This is a genomic window from Agromyces zhanjiangensis (genome assembly GCF_040496055.1).
In the GTDB taxonomy this organism is placed as follows: domain Bacteria; phylum Actinomycetota; class Actinomycetes; order Actinomycetales; family Microbacteriaceae; genus Agromyces; species Agromyces zhanjiangensis.
Genome location: NZ_JBEPKB010000011.1, coordinates 1 through 19,767, shown reverse-complemented (window position 1 = coordinate 19,767; position 19,767 = coordinate 1). Strand labels below are relative to the sequence as shown.

Here is a 19,767-nt window from a genome sequence, read left to right as displayed (position 1 = left end):
AGATGATGCACCAGTTCCCCGACGACTTCCTCTGGGGCGTGGCCCTCGCGGGCCACCAGAACGAGGGCGACAACGTCGACAGTGACATCTGGCACCTCGAGCAGGTGAGCCCGTCGCTCTTCCGCGAACCCAGCGGCGCGGCGTGCCGCGGCTACGAGCTGTGGCCGGAGGACCTCGACCGGGTCGACAGCCTCGGCCTGAACGCCTTCCGCTTCTCCATCGAGTGGGCTCGCGTCGAGCCCGCCCGCGGGGAGGTCTCGCAGGAGGCGCTCGACCACTACGAGCAGGTCGTCGACGGATGCCTCGAGCGAGGCCTCGCACCGATCGTGACGTTCAACCACTTCGCGGCGCCGCACTGGTTCGCGGCCTCTGGCTCGTGGCTCGCGGACGACGCGGGCGCGCGTTTCGCCGACCAGTGCGACCGGGTCATGGCACGCATCGGCGACCGGATCGCCGCGGGTGTGACCCTCAACGAGCCGAACCTCGAGCAGCTGCTGGAGAGCAAGCTGCCCCCGCACGTCGAGCGCATCAAGCTCGACATGCTCGCTGCCGCCGCGACCGCAGCCGGCAGCGCGACGTACTTCGCGGCGAACGTCATCCCCGCGGACGCCCAGGAGGCGTTCCGGGACGCGTTCACCGAGGTGCACCGCACGGCCAAGGCCGCGATCAAGGCGCGCCGCGCCGACCTGCCCGTGGGCGTCTCGATCGCGATCGCCGACGAGGTCGCCCTGCCGGGCGGCGAGGCCGGCCGCGACGCCAAGCGCGCCCGGGTCTACGACCACTGGCTCGAGGTGGCGCGCGACGACGACTTCATCGGCGTGCAGAACTACGAGCGGGTCTACCACGGCCCCGACGGCGAGGTCGTGCCCGACGGAGACCGCAACGGCATGGGCACGGTCATCGAGCCCGCATCGCTCGCCGGCGCCGTCCGCTACGCCCACCAGACGTCGGGTGTTCCGGTGTTCGTCACCGAGCACGGCCTGCAGTCGCCCGACGACCTGCAACGCGCCGCATTCATCCCGGCCGCGCTCGAACTGCTCGGCGCGGAGATCGCGGCCGGCATCCCGGTGCTCGGCTACTGCCACTGGACCCTCATGGACAACTACGAGTGGATCTTCGGATACGAGCCGCAGCTGGGGCTGTTCGAGGTCGACCGCGAAACGATGGCGCGCACGGCGAAGCCGAGCGCGCGCGCGTACGCGGAGTTCGTGAAGGCGCAGGCGCGCGTGGGCGTCGCGGCGGCGTCGGCGGGCTGAACCCGAGGGGTCTCGCGACCCCCAGGCGACAGCTTCCAGCGGCACCCACGATCCCGGCCGCCGACCCCGCCGATGCGCGTACCTGCTGGCGTCCGCAACCGCATGTGTGCGTGCCACGGTGCAGGCTGTCAAGAGTCAGCGGTTCGAGTCCCCTCAGAAGCCCGGAGCGAATCGCTCATCGGGTCCTTCGGTGTCGCGTCGAGACCGATCGCGTCGGCCGCAATGCGGTCGACGCGATCTACGGCGGGCGATGAGCCGGGATGCGGTTCGGGCGGCATGGTTCAATTGCTGGCGTCGGTCGTGACGAGTCGCATGAACGTCTCCAGCAGCGGAAGCGTGTCCCGCGACGGATCCAGCAGGGCCTGGATGCGCAGGCCGTCGATCATCGCCATCAGCATGGTCACCTTGTCGTCCGCGGTGAGCTCTTCGCTGTCGTGTGCGGTCGTGAGTCGGCCGCTGGAGAAGTGGACGCGCATGCGCTCGCGTCGGGCGATGAAGAAGTCATGCGCCGGGTGGTCGGGTTTGGTCGCGGCGACGGTGATGGCGAGCCAGTTGCGCTGGTGGTCCGGGTGGGCGAACTCGTCGGCCAGCACGCTCGAGAGCACGTGCTCGGCGGGCACCTCGGACTGCATGATGCGTCGCGCCATCTGCTCGTCGTCGTCGTCGCGCTGGACGAGGGCTGCGAGGAGCAGGTCGTCCTTGCTGGCGAAATGCCGGAGAAGAGCGGCGTGGGTGAGGTTCGCCCGGGCAGCGATGTCGCGCAGGGATGCTCGCTCGTAGCCGTGCTCGGCGAAGCTCGCCAGCGCTGCGCGGACGATCTGGGCGCGGCGCGCGGGGGTGCTGGCGGACGGGCCGCGACGGCGCCGACTCAACGCCTCTGGCGCACCGGACGCCTGGGAATCCGGCGTCTCCGCCGCGCTCAGCGTGATCGAACCGTCCATGTCGTCTCTCCGTCGGGCCATCCCTCGAGTCTGGCAGGCCAGGCTTCGCCGTCACTTGCCAATAGTAACCATGATGGTTACTCTTGGCCATCAGGTAACCAATCTGGTTACTTTTAGGTGTTCCTGCAGTCCGGCCCGCGTACGATTCGCGTGGTCGGCTTCACTGATGAAGGAGTCAATGGTGACCAAGCACGAGCCGGGCGCGGAGCACGCCGCTGCCGTCATCGTCGCCGACGCGAACATCCCCCCGGTCATCGACGACACATCGCCGGAGCCGCAGCAGCCGATGAGCCGGAGCTACATCTTCTGGCTGATGCTCGCGAGCTTCGGCGTCTCGATGGCCATGATGGTGCCGCTGGCCTACGGCATCGCCGTCCGGATCAGCGAACTCGCGCCCGGGCATGAAGAGGTGCTCGGATACATCACAGGTACGGCGCAGGCGGTGTACTTGATCATCAGCCCGATGATCGGGATCTGGAGCGACCGGACACGGTCCCGCTTCGGGCGACGGACGCCCTTCATCTACCTCGGGATCGTGATCGGCCTCCTCGGCCTGATCGTGATCTCCCTGGCGCCGAACCTGCTGGTCGTCGGCGCAGGTTGGGTGCTTGGAATGTCGGGATGGTCGATCGCCGGCGCGCCGCTGCAGCTGCTCATGGCCGACAAGCTCCCCGAATCGCAGCGCGGCAAGGTGTCGGCGCTGACCGGCCTGATGACCCAGATCGCCCCGGTGCTCGGCATCGGCGTCGCCTACGCGGTGTCCTCCAACACGACACTCGTCTTCCTCGTGCCCGGCGTCATCGGCGCCGTGATGCTCGGCATCTTCCCCCTCATCAAGCCCGAGGGCAGCTCCAAGGACCTGCCGCGCACCGGGCATGTCACCGTCCGGGCGGTCGTGACGAGCTACGGCTTCAACGTGCGCAAGTACCCCGACTTCGCATGGAACTGGCTCGGACGATTCGTCTTCTTCGTCGGCCTCTACTTCAACACCACGTTCGGCACCTTCTTCTACGCCCAGCGCCTCGACCTGCCCGTCCGCGAGGTCGCCGGCATCGTCGCCACCGTCGGAATGATCGGTGTGCTCGCCGCGGCCGCGGGTGCGTTGATCGGCGGATTCCTCTCGGACAAGCTCCAGCGCCGTCGCCTCTTCGTGATGATCGCCGCCGTGCTGTTCGTGGGCGGCGCGGTCGCGGAGGCGACCGCCTGGAACCTCCCGCAGATCATCTTCGGTGCCGTGCTCATGCAGCTCGCGATCGCGGTGTTCGCCACCGTCGACCAGGCGATCGTCTTCGCGATCATCCCCGAGCGCGATCAGGTCGGCCGGTACATGGCGGTCGTCCAGTTCGCGCAGAAGATCCCGAGCGCACTCGCACCGCTCATCGCCGGCGTCGTCATCACCATCGGCGCGGTCGGCGACGTGAAGAACTACACGCTGCTGTACCTGACCGGCGCGGTCTTCGCCCTCGTCGGCGGCCTCATCGTCCTGCTCAAGGTCAAGTCGATCCGCTGACCGGAACGCGACCCGCCCGACCTGTACCGCATTCCAACGGAAGCGAACCAGCATGCGCACTGACCCCTACGACCTCGCCGTGGACAGCGGCGGTGACGGATTCCGCGTCACCGGCGCCGCCCCCCGTCTCTCGTGGAAGGATCCGGTCGACCGTGGGCCCCGTACGGCCTATCTCGTGGAAGCGGTGATCGACGGAGCATCGCCTGTCACCGCCGCCGTCGCCGGGCACCGCCTGGCGGCATGGCCCTTCGCCGCGCTCCGCAGCGGGCAGCGGGTGCGGTGGCGCGTGGCCGCCGACCAGCCCGGGGCGGATGCCGCGTGGTCGGACTGGTCCGGGTTCGAGGCGGGCCTCCTCAACGGGGACTGGACCGCGCACTGGATCTCGCCGGTCGAGGCGCCCGTCGGCTCCGAGGACGACCCCGGATACGGGCGGCGTGCTGCCCACGTGCTCGCGGGTCGGTTCACGCTCGCCGGCGAGGTCGTGTCCGCGCGGCTCTACACGACCGCGCTCGGCGTCTACGCGGCGACCGTGAACGGCGAGCGCGTCGGCACGATCGAGCTCGCGCCGGGTTCGACATCGTACGAACGCACGCTCTACGCGCAGGCGGCCGACGTCACCGCCCTCCTCCGTGAGGGTGGGAACACGATCGAGCTCGAGCTCTCGGACGGGTGGTTCCGCGGTCAGGTCGGCGCGTTCCGGCTCCCCGCCGGATGGGGCACGACGCTCGGCGCTCGCGCCGAACTGCACCTCGAGCTCGCCGACGGCACCCGCCGGGTCGTGCGCAGCGACGAGACCTGGACGAGCCGCCGGTCGGCGATCACCCGCGCCGACCTCATGGACGGCCAGACGCTCGACCTGTCCGCATCGCGCGAGGCCGAGGCATCCGTCCTCCTCGACGTCGTCAAGGCACCGCCCACGATCGACTGGTCGCCCGCGCCGCCCGTCCGCGTCGTCCAGACCCGGACGCCCGTCGCGCTGCGTCACCTCGCGGGCGGGGTGTGGATCGCCGACTTCGGCCAGAACGCCTCGGGGTGGATCCGGCTCACCGACCTCGGCGCGCCGGGCACCCGCACCGTGATCGAGTACGGCGAGGCGCTCGGCCGCGACGGGGACCTCGACACCTCGCACCTCGACTCCGAGCGTCCGGGCGAAGCGCCGAAGCCCTTCATACAGCGCGACGAGGTCGTCGCTGGGGAGCAGGGCGGCGGCGAGTTCGAGCCCCGCCACACCGTGCACGGCTTCCGCTACGCCCGGATCACGCGGTCCGACGGCGCCGCGGCCGTGGCGCCCTCCCTGCAGATGCGCATCGTGCAGACCGACCTCGCGCGGACCGGCACCTTCGCGTGCAGCGACGACGACCTCAACCGCCTGCACGAGATCGCTGACTGGAGCTTCCGCGGCAACGCGGTCGACGTGCCGACCGATTGCCCGACCCGCGAACGGCTCGCTTGGACCGGCGACTTCCAGGTCTTCGCGCCGATGGCGACGCGCCTGTACGACGTTCACGGCTTCAGCCGCAAGTGGCTGCGCTCGGTGCGCGACGACCAGCTCGACGACGGCCGGATCGCGAACTTCTCGCCAGACGGCCGGCGCATCAAGCACCACCTCGACGACCAGTTCGCGATGATGACGGGCTCGTCGGGCTGGGGCGACGCGATCGTCGCCGTTCCGTGGGAGCTCTACCTCGCATACGGCGACGAGCAGGTGCTCGCCGAGAACGTCGACGCGATGGTTCGCTGGGTCGAGTGGGCGCTCGAGCAGGCGCGCACGACCAGGCACCATGGCCGTGCGCAGGCGTCGCCCGAACCGGAGCCGTTCGAGCAGTACCTGTGGGACGGCACCTTCCACTGGGGCGAGTGGACCGAGCCGAAGCAGCGCGACGCCGACGGCAACCGCATCGATCCGATCACGCACAACCCGATGGCCTGGTTCCTGGCCGACAAGGGCGAGGTCGGCACCGCCTACCTGCACCGATCGACCGCGACGCTCGCCCGCATCGCGGGCATCCTGGGCCGCGACGAGGATGCCGCCCGCTACGCGGCGACCGCCGAGCGCATCGCCGACGCGTGGCGGCGGGCCTACCTGTGCCCGGACGGCACGACCACGACCGATACGCAGGCCGCCTACGTGCGCGCCCTCGCGTTCGGCCTCGTCCCCGACGAGCTCCGCGAGCGAGCGGTCGACCGACTCGTGGAACTGGTGCGGGCGGCCGGCACGCATGTCGGCACCGGATTCCTCGCCACCGGCGACCTGCTCCCCGTGCTCGCCGACCACGGGCGATCGGATGTCGCGTACGAGCTCCTGCAGCAGCGCACCGCGCCGTCGTGGCGGTACATGCTCGACCGCGGCGCGACCACGATCTGGGAGGACTGGGAGGGCATCGACGAGCACGGCGACGCCCACGAGTCGCTCAACCACTACAGCAAGGGTGCAGCCATGCGCTTCCTGCACACGCACACGCTCGGTCTCCGGCAGGAGGCCGACTCGATCGCGTGGGAACACCTCGTGATCGAACCCGTTCCGGGCGGCGGGATCACCTGGGCGCGCGGCACCCACGAGAGCCCGCAGGGCACCATCTCGGTCGAGTGGCGCATCGAGGGCGAGCGGATGGCTCTGGCCGCCGAGATCCCGTCCGGCACCGTCGCGCGCGTCGTCCTTCCCGACGGCAGCGAGCACCGGATCGGACCCGGCGCCTTCGAGGCATCCGCCCTGCTGCCCTCGGCCGAGGCCGTGCCGGCCGCCAGCTGAACCGCCCGACCGACCCCGACGCATCCGACCCCGACCCAACCGCTCAACGAACGAGAGGAACGAACCCATGACGACCTTCCCCGACGGATTCCTGTGGGGCGCCGCGACCGCCGGCCACCAGATCGAGGGCAACAACGTCAACAGCGACTGGTGGGCCCGCGAACAGATGATGCCCGGCATGGAGCTCTCCGGCGACGCCGTGGACAGCTACCACCATTACGCCGAGGACATCCGCCTGCTCGCCGAGTCCGGGCTCACCTCCTACCGCTTCAGCCTCGAGTGGTCGCGCATCGAACCCGTGCGCGGGTACTTCTCGAAGGCCGAGCTCGCGCACTACCGCCGCATGATCGACGCCTGCCTCGAGCACGGCGTGACCCCGGTCGTGACGCTCCAGCACTTCACCACGCCGCAGTGGTTCGCCGCGCTCGGCGGGTGGGACGGCCCCGACGCCGAGGCACTGTTCTGCGCGTTCGTCGAGCAGGCGTGCACGATCCTCGACGGCGTCGAGTGGGTCGTGACCATGAACGAGCCGAACATGCAGGCCGCCATCATGACCGCGATGCGACACCTCGCCGCGTCCGGTGGCGATTGGACCAGCCCCACGGTCGAGGCCGACGGCGACGACGAGAAGAAGCAGCAGCACGGCCAATTCCTGACCTACGCCGATCCCGAGATCGGCCGCATGTTCACCCGCATCCACCACGCCGCGCGCGCGATCGTGCGTGAGCGCACCAACGCGAAGGTCGGCTGGACCATCGCGGCCGGCGCGCTGACCGCCGTGCCCGGCGGCGAGGAGAAGCTGCTGCAGATCCGGTACGGCAAGGAGGACGTCTACTGGGAGGGCAGCCGAGGCGACGACTTCGTCGGCGTGCAGGCGTACTCGAGCCAGCAGGTCGATGCGAACGGCCTCGTGCCGCACCCGCCGCATCCCGACAACACGCTCGTCGGCACCGCGTACCGCCCCGACTCCCTCGCGATGGCCGTGCGCCACGCATGGGAGGTCAGCGAGCACACCCCGATCCTCATCACCGAGAACGGCATCGCGACCGCCGACGACGCCCAGCGCATCCGGTACACGACCGCGGCGCTCGAGGGCCTCGCGGGCACCATCGCCGACGGCATCGACGTGCGCGGCTACCTGCACTGGTCGCTGCTCGACAACTTCGAGTGGGGCCACTGGGAGCCGACCTTCGGCCTGATCGCGGTCGACCGCGACACGTTCGCGCGCACCCCGAAGCCGAGCCTCGCGTGGCTCGGCGAGGTCGCCGCCCGCAACGGCCTCGAGGCGACGGAGGCCGCAGCATGAGCTTCCCGTTCGCGGACGTCTCGACCCGCTCCCTGACCGACCTGCTCTCGCTCGCCGGTCGGCGAGCTGTCGTCACCGGCGCGGCGCAGGGCCTGGGCAAAGCCATCGCGGCGCGCCTCGCCGAGGCCGGCGCCGACCTGCTGCTGATCGACCTCAACGAGGATGCTGCGCGCACGGCTTCCGCGGAGCTCGCCGAGCGCTTCGGCGTCCGCGTCGCGAGCACGCGGGCCGACGTCGCCGATGCGGCCTCGGTCGCGGCGGCAGCGGACCTCGCAGTCGCCGAGCTCGGCGGCATCGACGTCTGGGTGAACAACGCCGGGATCTTCCCGAACGCGCCCGTCACGATGATGCCCGACGACATGTGGGACGCGACGTTCGCCGTCAACGCCCGCGGTGTCTTCCTCGGTTCGCGCGAGGCCGCGCGTCGCATGTCCGCCGACGGCTCCGGGGGCGTCATCGTCAACATCATCTCGACCGCGGGCGTACAAGTGGCGTTCCCGGGGATGGCCGCCTACGTGGGATCGAAGCATGCCGCGCTCGGCATGACGAAGTCGCTCGCGGTCGACCTCGCCCCGCTCGGCATCCGCGTGCTCGGGGTCGCCCCGAGCTTCGTGCCCACCGAGGGGAATATCGCGGCCGCGAAAGCGGGCGCGGAGGCTGCGGCCGCAGCCGGCCTCGAGATGCCGCCGCTCGACGTGATGAACACGAGCATGATCGGCCGCATGGGCACGCCGGACGACATCGCGCGTGTCGTGCTCTTCGCGGCGAGCGACCTCTCGATCATCATGACCGGAAGTACGCTCCTCGCTGACGCGGGCGAGACGGTCTGAACCGATGACGCCATCCGGGCGCCGACCGCTGAGGGCGATCCAGCAGATCCAGATCGGCCGGGTCACGTCGACGGAGGATCAGGCGCGCGCTGCGCCAGCGTCGAGCTCGGCACCGGGACCATGCCCATCGACGCGATCATCGACCGCGCAGCCGCCATGCGCGTGGAGGCCGCGCTCCTCGAGACGCACAAGAACTGGATCGGCGGGTCGCGCCTGCGCAGCGCGGAGTTGAGCGCCCAAGTGCTTCGTCGACGACTACCACAGGAGAACTCATGACCGATCGAATCGTCTGCAACCCGCTCGACCTCGCCTACCGCTACCAGGACGTACGGACGCCGTTCGTCGGGCGCAGCGTGCACCGCGAGGCCGCCGACCCGACGGTCGTCTTCTACCGCGACCGCTATTACATGTTCGCGTCGATGACCCGCGGTTTCTGGCACTCCGAGGACCTCGTCGCGTGGACGCTTCAGCCGAGCGAGAACATCCCGGCGATCGACTACGCGCCCGACGTCCGCGAGGTCGACGGAGCGCTCCTCTTCACAGCGTCGCGGAAGACGAAGGGCCGCTTCTTCCGCAGCGTCGACCCGCTCGCCGACGACTTCGTTGAGGTCGCCCCGAGCGATGTCGCGTTCTGGGATCCCGACACCTTCCAGGACGACGACGGCCGCCTCTACCTCTACTGGGGCTGCTCGCACAATCGGCCCGTGAGCGGCGTCGAACTCGACCGCTCGACGCTGCAGAGCCTCGGCGACCCGGTGCCGCTGATCTCGGCGGAGACCGCGACCCGCGGATGGGAGCGCACCGGAGACGACTACGTCCCCGAGGTGCGGCGTGGACTGAGCGGAAAGATCATGGACGCCTACATCGGCGACGCGCCGTTCATCGAGGGCGCGTACATGAACCGCGTCGGCGACCGCTACTACTTGCAGTACGCCGGTCCGGGCACCCAGTTCAACACGTACGCCGACGGCTGCTACGTCGGCGACGGACCGCTCGGCCCGTTCGAGTACGACCCGCACAGCCCGTTCTCATCGAAGCCCGGCGGGTTCATCACGGGTGCGGGGCACGGCAGCACCTTCCAGGACCGGCACGGCAACTGGTGGCACGTCGCGACCATGCGCGTCTCGGTCAACGCCGACTTCGAACGGCGGATCGGGATGTTCCCGGCCGGGTTCGACGAGGACGGCGTGCTGTTCTGCAACCAGAACTTCGCGGACTTCCCGATGCAGGTACCCGACCGCCCGTTCGACCCGTGGCGCGAGGCGTCCCCGGGCTGGATGCTCCTGTCGCACCGCGCCGCGGCGACCGCCTCGTCGGCGGCCGAGGGGCACGATCCGGCGCTCGCGACCGACGAGTCCGTGCGCACATGGTGGGTCGCCGGCTCGGACCGACCGGGGGAGTGGCTGCAACTCGACCTCGGCGCGGAGGCGACCGTCAATGCTCTGCAGGTGAACATCGCCGACCACGACCTGGCGCCGCGTGCGCCCAAGCGCCGCGACCTCGCGAAGGCGACGTTCGGCAAGCGTGCGGTCTTCCCGGACTCGCAGCCGACCGAGGTGCGCGTCGAGCTCTCGCTCGACGGCGTCGAGTGGACGGTCGCGCACGACACGATCGGCACGCGCGCGGACGCCCCGCACGCGTTCATCGCGCTGCCCGAGGCGCAGCGTGCCCGGCACGTGCGGGTCACCGCGGGTGCGTTGCCCTTCGGTGGCGTCTTCGCCGTGAGCGGGCTGCGCGTGTTCGGCCTTGCCGACGTCCCGCTTCCCGACGCGGTCGAGGTTGGCGGCGAACGCCACGACCCGCGCACGGCGTCGCTGCGTTGGGATGCCGCACCCGGCGCCGTGGGCTACAACGTGCGCTACGGGCTCTCGCCCGACAAGCTCTACCACTCGTGGCTCGTCTACGACCGGACCGACCTCGAGGTCGGATCGCTGAACGCCGGTCACGCGTACTGGTTCGCCGTCGACAGCTTCAACGGCGCCGGCGTCACGCCCGGTGCAGTGACCCGCCTCGGCTGATCCGCCCACTTCGAACGCTCCCAACAGTCAGGACATCACATGGACATCAGGAACAGGGTCTTCGTCGTCACCGGTGCGGGCAACGGGATCGGCCGCGAGACGACGCTCCGGCTCCTCGCCGGCGGAGCCTCGGTCGCGGGCGTTGATCTCAGCGCTGACGGACTCGCCGAGACCGCGCGCCTCGCCGACGCGGACCGCCGGTTCTCGCAGCACGTCGTGAACATCACCGACCGCGACGCGGTGGCGGCGCTGCCCGCCGCGGTCGACGCGGCTCACGGAGCCGTCGACGGCATCGTGAACATCGCCGGGGTGATCCAGCAGTTCGTGAAGGTGGTCGACCTACCGTTCTCCGACATCGACAAGGTCATGAGCGTGAACTTCGGCGGCGTCATGAACATGTGCAAGGCGTTCCTGCCGACGCTGCTCGCACGCCCGGAGGCTGCGATCCTCAACGTCGCGAGCATGGGCTCGTATGCGCCGGTCCCGGGGCAGGCGGTCTACGGTGCGTCCAAGGCCGCGGTGAAGCTCCTCACCGAGGCGTTGTATGCCGAGCTCCTCGACACGAAGGTGCAGGTCTCCGTGGTGTTTCCCGGAGCGATCGGCACCGATATCGCCGCGAACTCGGGTGTCGACCTCGCGGGGGGCACCTCCGCAGAGAACACCGCCTACAAGACCACGAGTCCGGTCGAGGCCGGCAGGGTCATCGTCGCCGCCATCGAGAAGGGGCGGTTCCGCGCCACGATCGGCTCCGACGCCGCGGCGATGGATCGGCTGTCCCGCCTGAACCCGAAGTTCGCGACCACGCTCATCGCGAAGCAGATGGGCGAACTCCTCGAGGCGTGATGGGCGGGTTCCCGTCGATGAGGGCCGGAGCGCAGTCGTGCGCTCCGGCCCTCTTCCGTCGCCGGGGCAGCGGCTCCGCACACGGCGCCGATTTCCTTCTACACCCGCTCGACGCCTTCTACTCGGCGGGCCTTCCCGCTTCCTACTGTTGCCTTCAGCTCATGAAGCGACCGTCGGAACGACCGTCGGTCGGCCGAGCGGATTCTCGAAGGAGCGAACACGCAATGGCGCGTAACCCGAAGCAGACGGCCAGCGAGGCGGATGGCGTCACGTACCGTCGCGCGAAGACCTGGGAGATCGCCCTCTCCCAGATGAACAACGGCTCGGCGATGATCTTCTACGTCCTCGTCGGCCTCATGAGCTACCTGCAGAACGCCGGCTACGGCATCGCGGTCGCCGCGGCTGGACTCATCCTCACGTTCACCCGCGTGTTCGACGGCCTGATCGATCCGCTGCTGGCGCTCATCATCGAGAAGGTGAACTTCCGGTTCGGCAAGCTGCGGTTCTTCATGCTGGGCGGATGGCTCATCCGGTCGCTCGCGATCCTCATGCTGTTCGTCTGGGCGGCCGACACCGGACTCGGCGCGGGCTTCTTCATCGCGATGTACGTCGTGTACATCATCGGCTCCTCGATGAACGACATCGCCGGCCAGATGGCCGGGCCCGTACTCACCAACGACCCCCGGCAGCGCCCGACCGTGCAGCTGTGGTCGACGGTCTACGCGTACTTCGTGCCGGCGATCTTCACGATCCTCTCGACGGTGGTGTTCCTGCCCCGCCACGGCAACCAGTTCACGGTCGAGATGCTCAGCGAGACTGCGCTCACGTACGTCGCATGCTCGCTGGTGTTCCAGATCCTCGCCTGCATCGGCGTCTCGCGCATCGACAAGCCCGAGAACTTCGCCCACCTCTCGGTGGACCGGGCCACGGCCGAGGTCTCGATGCGCGACATGTGGAACCTGCTCACGAAGAACGGGCCGTTCCAGCGGTACCTGATCAGCGGCGCGTCCGACAAGCTCGCCCAGGTGGTGAGATCGCAGGCCGTGATCGCCACGCTCATGTGGGGCATCCTGCTCGGTGACATGCAGCTCGGCTCAGTCCTCGGCCTCATCGCAATCCTCCCGGGCATCGTCTTCGCGATCTTCGGCGCCCGCTACACCGGCAAGCACGGCTCGAAGGCCGCGACCGTCACCTGGACGTGGACCTGCCTGATCCTCGCCGCGCTGCTCACGGTCTTCTGCCTGGTGGTCGACATGGGGTCCATCCTCGGCAACCTGGCGCTCACGATCGGGTTCTTCCTCGTGTACCTGCTCCTGAACGGCGCCTCGATGGTCGTGACCGTCGCGTCGGGTGCCATGCGGGCTGACGTCATCGACTACGAGCTGGACCGGTCGGGCAAGTTCCTGCCCGCCACGGTCACCGCGACGTACAACATCGTCGACCAGGTCATCTCTTCGCTCGGCGCGACGCTCGCGCTCGGCGCGGTCGCCCTGATCGGGTTCACCACCGTGATGCCCCAACCAACGGACAGCCCGTCCACGCCGATCCTGCTGATGAGCCTGCTGCTGTTCTTCGGCCTGCCGATCCTCGGCTGGGCGTGCACGCTCATCGCCATGCGCGGCTACAAGCTCGACCGTGCAGAGATGATCGAGGTGCAGAAGCGTGTCGGCGAGCGCAAGGCCGCCTTGCAGGCGGCTGAGCGCGAGGATGAGGGCGTCCTCGCCTGACCTCGCTCCGGCTCGGGGACCGCGGATCCGACGCGATCCGCGGCCCCCGCGTGCGTCAGGTCGTGTGCGCCTCGCGGTACGCGGTCGGCGTCATGCCGTGCGCCTCGCGGAAGACCTTCACGAAGTAGTTCGCGTCGTCGTAGCCGACGAACAGGGCGATGTCGCGCACGCTCTGCGACGTGGTGGCGAGCAGGCGGCCCGCACGCTCGGCCCGCTGTCTGGCCGTGTAGGCCGCGATGGTCAGGCCGGTGGCGGCCTTGAACCTGCGTGCGAGCGTCGACGCCGAGACGCCGAGCCGCTCCGCCAGTTCCGTGGTCGACACTTGGCTGCTGAGGTGCAGGTCGATCTCATCGGCGACCTGCCGGACCAGCTGCGGGTAGGTGCGCTGCTGATGGCGGCGCACGTGGCGGCAGAAGTCCGTGACCATCTGCGCCGTGAACGAGACGGCGCGACGCTGGTCGGAGGTGTGTCCGATGCGGTGCAGGCGCTGGGCGTACTCCTGGGAGATCGCGTCGATCGTCACCGGGGGCAGCCCGCCGCGCTGTGCCGCGACCCGCGCCATGATCCGCAGGATCGTCGTGCCGAGGAACGGGGTGTACAGGTAGCTGATCGTCTGCGGCATCCGCCCCATCCGGTGCAGGGCCGCCAGTGCGCGCTCGGACGACCCGTCCGCGACCGCATCCATGAACTCCCGCTCGAGCCGGTATCGTTCTTCGATCACCGTGAAGGCGGCAGACTGCGGGGCCTCGCCGAAACCCGGCGTGATCGCGCCGCCCTCGGCGACGACCTGGCGAAGGCTCCCGAGGAGGTCCTCGCTCCCGGCGGCCCGCAGCATCGCAGCGGCACCCCGGTAGACGTATTCGGCGTCCACGATCGGATAGCGGGTCCGGTACAGCTTGTAGGCCGGCAGGTGCGCGATGGGGATGCCGAGTCGGCTCATGGCCTCTTCGGCCACTCCGGGGTGCATCGGCTCGTGGGTGTAGGGGCCGATGACGAGCAGACGGTCGTCCCAGCGTGCCAGAGCGATCGCCATGCCGAGGGGCTCCAGGATCTCGTGCACGGCCTGTGGTTCCATCTCCCGCACGAACCCGCGCAGCACGGCGGCGGTGAACGCGGGCTGGATGCGGGGATCGAGGCAGTGCGCGGCCTCGAACTCGTCGAGCGCCGCCGCGACGTCGGTCGCGAGCTGCACCGGGCAGCTCAGCACCTCGGCCACGGCGACCGCGACCGGTTCGAGCGTCGCGGGACTCGGTGGGGGTGACGTCGTCGTCATCAGGGCCTCGGTTCATCGAGTTCAGGAGTTGGTGCCGAATCAGTACTGATCGTGCGTGACCAGTTCTATCATCCCGTCGCGCCGGCTCCGTACGGTGGGCGAAGCCGCACCGGCGCGCGCCGGTGCATCCACGTCGAAGGAGGCACCCATGACGCCCGATGCCAGCCACCCCCGACGAGTCGTGACGATCCACGACGGTTGGGCGTTCGCGCCGGTCGAACTGTCGACGGCCTCGAGCTGGGAGGACGTCGCCGCGGCGGGGGAGCAGGTCGTGCTGCCGCACACGTGGAACGCGATCGACGGCCAGGCGGGCGGCGAGTACCGTCGCGGCCGGTCGACGTACGCACGGGTCATCGAGCCCGACGCAGCCGACGACGAGACGTGGATCGAGTTCGCGGGGGTGAACTCGTCGGCCGAGGTGCACTTCGGCGGACGACTGCTCGCCCGCCACGACGGCGGCTATTCGACGTTCCGCGTCGACCTGACCGAGGGCCTCGCCGCCGGCGCACGCACCCTGCTCGTGATCGTCGACAACGCGGCGAACGAGCACGTCTACCCGCAGCAGGCCGACTTCACCTTCTACGGCGGCATCTACCGCGACGTGCACCGCATCACGGTCGGCCGCGAGCACTTCGACCTCGGAGACCACGGCTGCCCCGGCCTCACCGTCACCCCGACGCTCGAGGGCGACCGCGCCGAGGTGGCACTGCACGCCCGAGCGACGGTCCGGGATGCGGCGACCGGTGTGCGCTTCACCGTCGAGGGCGAAGCCGCCGCAACCGTGCCCCTCGTCGACGGCAAGGCGCACGCATCCCTCGCGATCGAGCGCGTGCGCCGTTGGCACGGCTTGCGCGACCCGCACCTCTACACCGCGCGCGCCGAGCTGCTCTCAGGCGACACGGTGCTCGACACCGTCGACCTGCGGTTCGGCTGCCGCGAGTTCGCCGTTGACCCCGAGCGCGGGTTCCTCCTGAACGGCGAGGAGTACCCCCTGCGGGGCGTCTCCCGCCACCAGGACCGCGAGGGCGTCGGTAACGCGATCACCGAGGAGATGAGGCAGGAGGATCTCGCCCTGCTGCAGGAACTCGGCGTCACCACGGTGCGGCTCGCGCACTACCAGCACGACCAGCGCTTCTACGACCTCTGCGACGAGGCGGGCATCGTCGTGTGGGCGGAGATCCCGCAGATCACCGTCTTCCTGCCGGGCGCGACCGGGAACGCGCGCGACCAGCTCACCGAACTCATCGTGCAGAACCGCCACCACGCGAGCATCGTCTGCTGGGGCCTGTCGAACGAGATCACCCTCGCCGGCTCGGGCGACGAGGTGGTCGCGGCGCACCGCGAACTGAACGACCTCGCGCACGAGCTCGACCCCACTCGCCTGACCGCGATGGCGAACCTCTTCCTGCTCGAGACCGACCACCCGCTCGTCGGCCTGCCCGACGTCATGTCGTACAACCTCTACTTCGGCTGGTACGTGGGCGAGGCCGCCGACAACGACTCCTGGCTCGACGACTTCCACGCCGCGTACCCCGAGATCGCGATCGGCCTCGCCGAATACGGCGCAGACGCGAACGCGCAGTTCCAGTCCGCCGCACCCGAGAAGGGCGACTACACCGAGGGCTACCAGGCCCTGTACCACGAGCACATGCTCGCCATGATCGAGCGGCGCCCGTGGCTGTGGGCCACGCACGTGTGGAACCTCGCCGACTTCGGATCGGCCGGGCGTGACGAGGGCGGCGCGGCCGGCCGCAACCAGAAGGGGCTCGTGTCGTTCGACCGTACCCTGAAGAAGGATGCGTTCTACCTCTACAAGGCGGCCTGGTCCAGCGAGCCGTTCGTGCATGTCGCCGGGCGGCGCCGCGCCGAGCGGGCGGAGGAAGTCACCGAGGTGATCGTCTACTCCAACCAGGACCGGGTGGTGCTGTCGGTCGACGGCGTCGAGATCGGCGCCGTCGAGGGCCGCCGGGCCTTCCGCTTCCGCGTGCCGCTGACGGGCGAGCACGAGATCACCGCCCGCTCGGGCGCGCTCGTCGACACCGTCATGCTCCGCAAGGTCGACGAGGTGCCGGCCGCGAGCGTGATGCCCACGACGACCATCGCGAACTGGTTCGACGATGCCGAGCTGCCCAGCCCCGACGGGTTCTACTCCGTGCGGGACTCGCTCGGCGACATCAAGCAGTCGGAAGACGGCGCGCGCGTCATCGCCTCGGTGATGGAGGCCGTCGCAACCAGCCGCGGCGAGGTCGGGCACGGCGTCGAGATCCCGCCCGCGATGCAGGCCATCGTCGACCGCATGAGCGTCGAGAAGCTCATCAAGCAGGCCGGCGGCGTGTCGATCGAGACCGTGGCGGCGCTGAACGCCCGGCTCAACCTCATCGCCAAGTGACCATGCCGCCACGAGATCCCGCACGCCTGCTGCCGGCCGACCCGTCGACCAGGGCGGTCGCGCTCGACCTGCACGCGCGCGTGGCAGGCAGCCCGATCATCTCGCCGCACGGCCACGTGCCGCCGTCGCTGCTGCTGCGCGACGAGCCGTACGCGGACCCGGTGGCGCTGCTGCTCACGGGCGATCACTACGTGACCCGGCTCCTGCACGCCGCCGGGGTCGACCTCGCCGACCTGGTCGTCGACGAGCGGGCGGGGCGCGACGCGCGCACGGTGTGGCGCGCGCTCGCCGCGCACTGGCACCGGTTCGCCGGGACGGCATCGGGCTACTGGATCGAGGAGGAACTCGACGGTGTCTTCGGCATCACGAGCCCGCTCGGCCCCGACACCGCGGATGCGACCTACGACGAGATCGCGGCCGCCCTCGCGCGTCCGGAGTTCCGGCCGCGCGCGCTGTTCGAACGGTTCGGGATCGAGTTCCTCGCCACCACCGACGACCCGCTCGACGACCTGTCCGAGCATGCGGCGCTCGCGGCATCCGCTCTCGGCGGTCGAGTGGTGCCGACGTTCCGCCCCGATCGGTACCTCGACCCCGACGCGATCGGGTTCGCGGGCAACGTGGAGCGGCTGCTCGGCGCGACTGGACACGCTGGCGACTTCGCCGGCTACCTCGGTGCGCTGGAGGACCGGCGGGATCACTTCATCCGGCACGGCGCGGTTTCGACCGACCACGGGGTCGAGGAGCTGTTCACGGTCGAGCTCGATCCGGGCGAGGACGAGCGGCTGTTCCAGGCGGTGCTGGCCGGCACTGCGAGTTCGGGGGACCGGCGCGCGTTCCGCGGGCACATGCTCGTGCAGATGGCGCGGATGAGCGTCGACGACGGGCTCGTCATGACGATCCACCCGGGCGTGCTCCGCAACCACTCGACCCACACGCACTCCCGGTTCGGTGCGGATACCGGGCACGACATCCCCGTCGCGACCGAGTTCACGCGCGGCATCCGCCCGCTGCTGGAGCGCTACGGCCTCGAACGCGACTTCCACCTCGTGCTGTTCACGGTCGACGAGACGACGTACTCGCGCGAGCTCGCGCCGCTCGCTGGGTTCTACCCGAGCGTCTATGTCGGCGCGCCGTGGTGGTTCCTCGACGCACCCGACGCGATCGCCCGCTACCGGGCCGCGGTGACCGAGACCGCGGGCTTCTATCGCAGCAGCGGGTTCATCGACGACACACGTGCGCTCCTGTCGATCCCGGCACGCCACGACACCGCCCGACGGGTCGACGCCGGATTCCTCGCGCGCCTCGTCGTCGAAGGCCGGGTCCGAATGGATGCCGCGGAGCGCATCATCGACGACCTGGTCGACGCCATTCCCCGAGAGGTGTTCAAGCTGTGACCGCCGACACTTCGATCCGGCTCGCTCGTGCCGCGACGGACGCGCCGACTCCGCCGGAGCGGATCGTGCACCTGGGGCTCGGCGCCTTCCACCGCGCCCACCAGGCCTGGTACACCGCACACGCCTCGGACGCCGCTGAGTGGGGGATCGTCGCGTTCACCGGCCGGAGCCGTGACCTCGTCGACCGGCTCACCCCGCAGGACGGCCTGTACACCCTCGTCGAGCGGGCCGCGGACGGCGACCGGTTCGAGCTGGTCCCGTCGATCGTGCGCGTCGAGGCCGGCGACGACGTGGCCGCGTTCGTCGCGGCCGTCGCCGACCCGCAGATCGCGATCCTCACGCTCACGATCACCGAGGCCGGCTACCGGCTCGCCGCCGACGGTTCGCCGAATCTCGAGGACGCCGCCGTGGCATCGGACGTCGACCTTCTCGCCGCCGCGTTTGCGGACACCGGCGAACCGACGTCGGCGCTGCCCACGACGGCGCTGGGCCGGGTGCTGCTCGCCCTCGACGCCCGCCGCCGCGCCGGATCCGGCGCGATCGCGCTCGTGCCCTGCGACAACCTGCCCGACAACGGCGGGCTCCTGCGGCGCGCACTGACCGAGCTCGCCGGCCGTGCGTCGTCCGATCTCGCCGGATGGCTCGGCACTTCGGTCGCGGTCGTGTCGACCTCGATCGACCGCATCACGCCCGCCATCGACGTCGACGCCGAGGCACGCGCGGTGCTCGACGCGACCGGATGGCTCGACGCCGCGCCGGTCGTGACCGAGCCGTTCGCCGATTGGGTGCTCGAAGGCGACTTCCCCGCCGGCCGCCCCGACTGGGAGTCCGCAGGCGCCCGGTTCGTCGACGAGATCGTGCCGTGGGAGAACCGCAAGCTCTGGATGCTGAACGGCGCACACACGGTGCTCGCCGCGTTCGGTCCGACCCGCGGCCACGCGGTCGTGTCCGACGCGATCGACGACCCGGTGTGCCTCGGCCTCGTCGAGGCGCTCTGGGACGACGACGCCCGGCAGCTCTCCGCCGTCGACCTCGCCGACTACCGCGCCGCGCTCCTCGGGCGCTTCCGCAACCCCCGCATCGAGCACCGGCTCGCCCAGATCGCACAGGACTCGACCACCAAGGCGCGCCTGCGCATCGTGCCCGTCGCGGTCGGCGAGCTCGAGGCCGGCCGGCCCGCAAGCGGATGCGCCGCCGCGATCGCCGCCTGGATGCTCGGCGTACGGGCGGGCACGGCTTCCGCACCGGACGATATCGACCGGGCGGCGATCGCCGAGCTCGACGCATCCGCCCGCCACGCCCTGCTGACCGTGCTCGACGCGCGGCTCGCAGCCGACGCCGGCTTCGCGACCCGCGTCTCGGACGCGATCGCCACGCTCGAGACATCCTGACCCCGAACCGCTCACCCACGATCCACGGAGCACCGCATGAGCATGATCATCGACAAGGCTGAGGTCATCGTCACCAGCCCCGACCGGAACTTCGTCACCCTCAAGCTCACGACCGACGACGGCCTGACCGGCCTCGGCGA

General features: G+C 70.1%; 14 protein-coding genes. 12 read left to right on the top strand and 2 right to left on the bottom strand.

What is annotated here, in order from left to right; genetic code table 11:
• The first annotated feature begins 2 nt into the window (after positions 1–2).
• Positions 3–1,256, top strand: a complete 1,254-nt coding sequence (locus ABME02_RS16875; RefSeq protein WP_353816518.1) for a family 1 glycosylhydrolase — start codon at positions 3–5, stop codon at positions 1,254–1,256.
• Between the two features lie 281 nt (positions 1,257–1,537).
• On the opposite strand, the gene ABME02_RS16870 is transcribed toward ABME02_RS16875, so the two are convergent.
• Positions 1,538–2,218: a TetR/AcrR family transcriptional regulator gene (locus tag ABME02_RS16870; protein WP_353816517.1), complete on the bottom strand. Its 681-nt coding sequence runs from the start codon at positions 2,216–2,218 to the stop codon at positions 1,538–1,540.
• 157 nt (positions 2,219–2,375) lie between these two features.
• Here ABME02_RS16870 and ABME02_RS16865 point away from each other — a divergent pair, with 157 nt between their 5' ends.
• The 8 genes from ABME02_RS16865 to ABME02_RS16830 all read left to right on the top strand — a co-directional run bounded on the left by ABME02_RS16865 (position 2,376) and on the right by ABME02_RS16830 (position 13,180).
• Entirely contained in the window at positions 2,376–3,707 is a 1,332-nt protein-coding gene (locus tag ABME02_RS16865) for an MFS transporter (RefSeq protein ID WP_436408295.1), read from the top strand.
• A 52-nt stretch (positions 3,708–3,759) separates the two neighbouring features.
• On the top strand, positions 3,760–6,456 hold the full coding sequence (locus ABME02_RS16860) for a family 78 glycoside hydrolase catalytic domain (protein WP_353816515.1): 2,697 nt from the start codon (positions 3,760–3,762) through the stop codon (positions 6,454–6,456).
• Between the two features lie 67 nt (positions 6,457–6,523).
• Positions 6,524–7,762 carry a glycoside hydrolase family 1 protein gene (locus ABME02_RS16855; RefSeq protein WP_353816513.1) on the top strand — a complete coding sequence of 413 codons (1,239 nt, stop codon included), beginning with the start codon at positions 6,524–6,526 and terminating at the stop codon, positions 7,760–7,762.
• Positions 7,759–8,592: an SDR family NAD(P)-dependent oxidoreductase gene (locus tag ABME02_RS16850; protein ID WP_353816512.1), complete on the top strand. Its 834-nt coding sequence runs from the start codon at positions 7,759–7,761 to the stop codon at positions 8,590–8,592. Before ABME02_RS16855 ends, ABME02_RS16850 begins: the two co-directional genes overlap by 4 nt.
• Before the next feature lie 120 nt (positions 8,593–8,712).
• A complete protein-coding gene (locus tag ABME02_RS16845; RefSeq protein WP_353816511.1) occupies positions 8,713–8,868 on the top strand; it encodes a hypothetical protein in 156 nt (51 codons plus the stop codon).
• Complete coding sequence (locus tag ABME02_RS16840) at positions 8,865–10,610, top strand: family 43 glycosylhydrolase (protein ID WP_353816509.1); 1,746 nt, start codon at positions 8,865–8,867, stop codon at positions 10,608–10,610. The genes ABME02_RS16845 and ABME02_RS16840 overlap by 4 nt, the downstream gene beginning before the upstream one ends.
• A 39-nt stretch (positions 10,611–10,649) precedes the next feature.
• A complete protein-coding gene (locus ABME02_RS16835; RefSeq protein ID WP_353816508.1) occupies positions 10,650–11,453 on the top strand; it encodes an SDR family NAD(P)-dependent oxidoreductase in 804 nt (267 codons plus the stop codon).
• Between the two features lie 224 nt (positions 11,454–11,677).
• A complete protein-coding gene (locus tag ABME02_RS16830) occupies positions 11,678–13,180 on the top strand; it encodes an MFS transporter (RefSeq protein ID WP_353816506.1) in 1,503 nt (500 codons plus the stop codon).
• Between the two features lie 55 nt (positions 13,181–13,235).
• Here ABME02_RS16830 and ABME02_RS16825 read toward each other — a convergent pair whose 3' ends face one another.
• Positions 13,236–14,453, bottom strand: coding sequence for a helix-turn-helix transcriptional regulator (locus tag ABME02_RS16825; RefSeq protein WP_353816505.1), 1,218 nt, complete (start codon positions 14,451–14,453; stop codon positions 13,236–13,238).
• 148 nt (positions 14,454–14,601) lie between these two features.
• Between ABME02_RS16825 and ABME02_RS16820 the strand changes: the two genes are divergently transcribed.
• The 3 genes from ABME02_RS16820 to ABME02_RS16810 are packed head-to-tail and all read left to right on the top strand — an operon-like array spanning position 14,602 to position 19,627.
• Positions 14,602–16,842: a glycoside hydrolase family 2 protein gene (locus tag ABME02_RS16820; RefSeq protein ID WP_353816503.1), complete on the top strand. Its 2,241-nt coding sequence runs from the start codon at positions 14,602–14,604 to the stop codon at positions 16,840–16,842.
• A gap of 2 nt (positions 16,843–16,844) precedes the next feature.
• Positions 16,845–18,236, top strand: coding sequence for a glucuronate isomerase (uxaC, locus tag ABME02_RS16815; protein ID WP_353816502.1), 1,392 nt, complete (start codon positions 16,845–16,847; stop codon positions 18,234–18,236).
• Entirely contained in the window at positions 18,233–19,627 is a 1,395-nt protein-coding gene (locus ABME02_RS16810; protein WP_353816501.1) for a mannitol dehydrogenase family protein, read from the top strand. The genes uxaC and ABME02_RS16810 overlap by 4 nt, the downstream gene beginning before the upstream one ends.
• Positions 19,628–19,767: the final 140 nt, after the last annotated feature.

What these genes read in the sequence shown, in the direction of transcription:
- ABME02_RS16875 (WP_353816518.1), top strand. Translation starts at nt 3, where the DNA reads ATGATGCACCAGTTCCCCGACGACTTCCTCTGGGGCGTGGCCCTCGCG.
- ABME02_RS16870 (WP_353816517.1), bottom strand. Translation starts at nt 2,218, where the DNA reads ATGGCCCGACGGAGAGACGACATGGACGGTTCGATCACGCTGAGCGCG.
- ABME02_RS16865 (WP_436408295.1), top strand. Translation starts at nt 2,376, where the DNA reads ATGGTGACCAAGCACGAGCCGGGCGCGGAGCACGCCGCTGCCGTCATC.
- ABME02_RS16860 (WP_353816515.1), top strand. Translation starts at nt 3,760, where the DNA reads ATGCGCACTGACCCCTACGACCTCGCCGTGGACAGCGGCGGTGACGGA.
- ABME02_RS16855 (WP_353816513.1), top strand. Translation starts at nt 6,524, where the DNA reads ATGACGACCTTCCCCGACGGATTCCTGTGGGGCGCCGCGACCGCCGGC.
- ABME02_RS16850 (WP_353816512.1), top strand. Translation starts at nt 7,759, where the DNA reads ATGAGCTTCCCGTTCGCGGACGTCTCGACCCGCTCCCTGACCGACCTG.
- ABME02_RS16845 (WP_353816511.1), top strand. Translation starts at nt 8,713, where the DNA reads ATGCCCATCGACGCGATCATCGACCGCGCAGCCGCCATGCGCGTGGAG.
- ABME02_RS16840 (WP_353816509.1), top strand. Translation starts at nt 8,865, where the DNA reads ATGACCGATCGAATCGTCTGCAACCCGCTCGACCTCGCCTACCGCTAC.
- ABME02_RS16835 (WP_353816508.1), top strand. Translation starts at nt 10,650, where the DNA reads ATGGACATCAGGAACAGGGTCTTCGTCGTCACCGGTGCGGGCAACGGG.
- ABME02_RS16830 (WP_353816506.1), top strand. Translation starts at nt 11,678, where the DNA reads ATGGCGCGTAACCCGAAGCAGACGGCCAGCGAGGCGGATGGCGTCACG.
- ABME02_RS16825 (WP_353816505.1), bottom strand. Translation starts at nt 14,453, where the DNA reads ATGACGACGACGTCACCCCCACCGAGTCCCGCGACGCTCGAACCGGTC.
- ABME02_RS16820 (WP_353816503.1), top strand. Translation starts at nt 14,602, where the DNA reads ATGACGCCCGATGCCAGCCACCCCCGACGAGTCGTGACGATCCACGAC.
- uxaC (WP_353816502.1), top strand. Translation starts at nt 16,845, where the DNA reads ATGCCGCCACGAGATCCCGCACGCCTGCTGCCGGCCGACCCGTCGACC.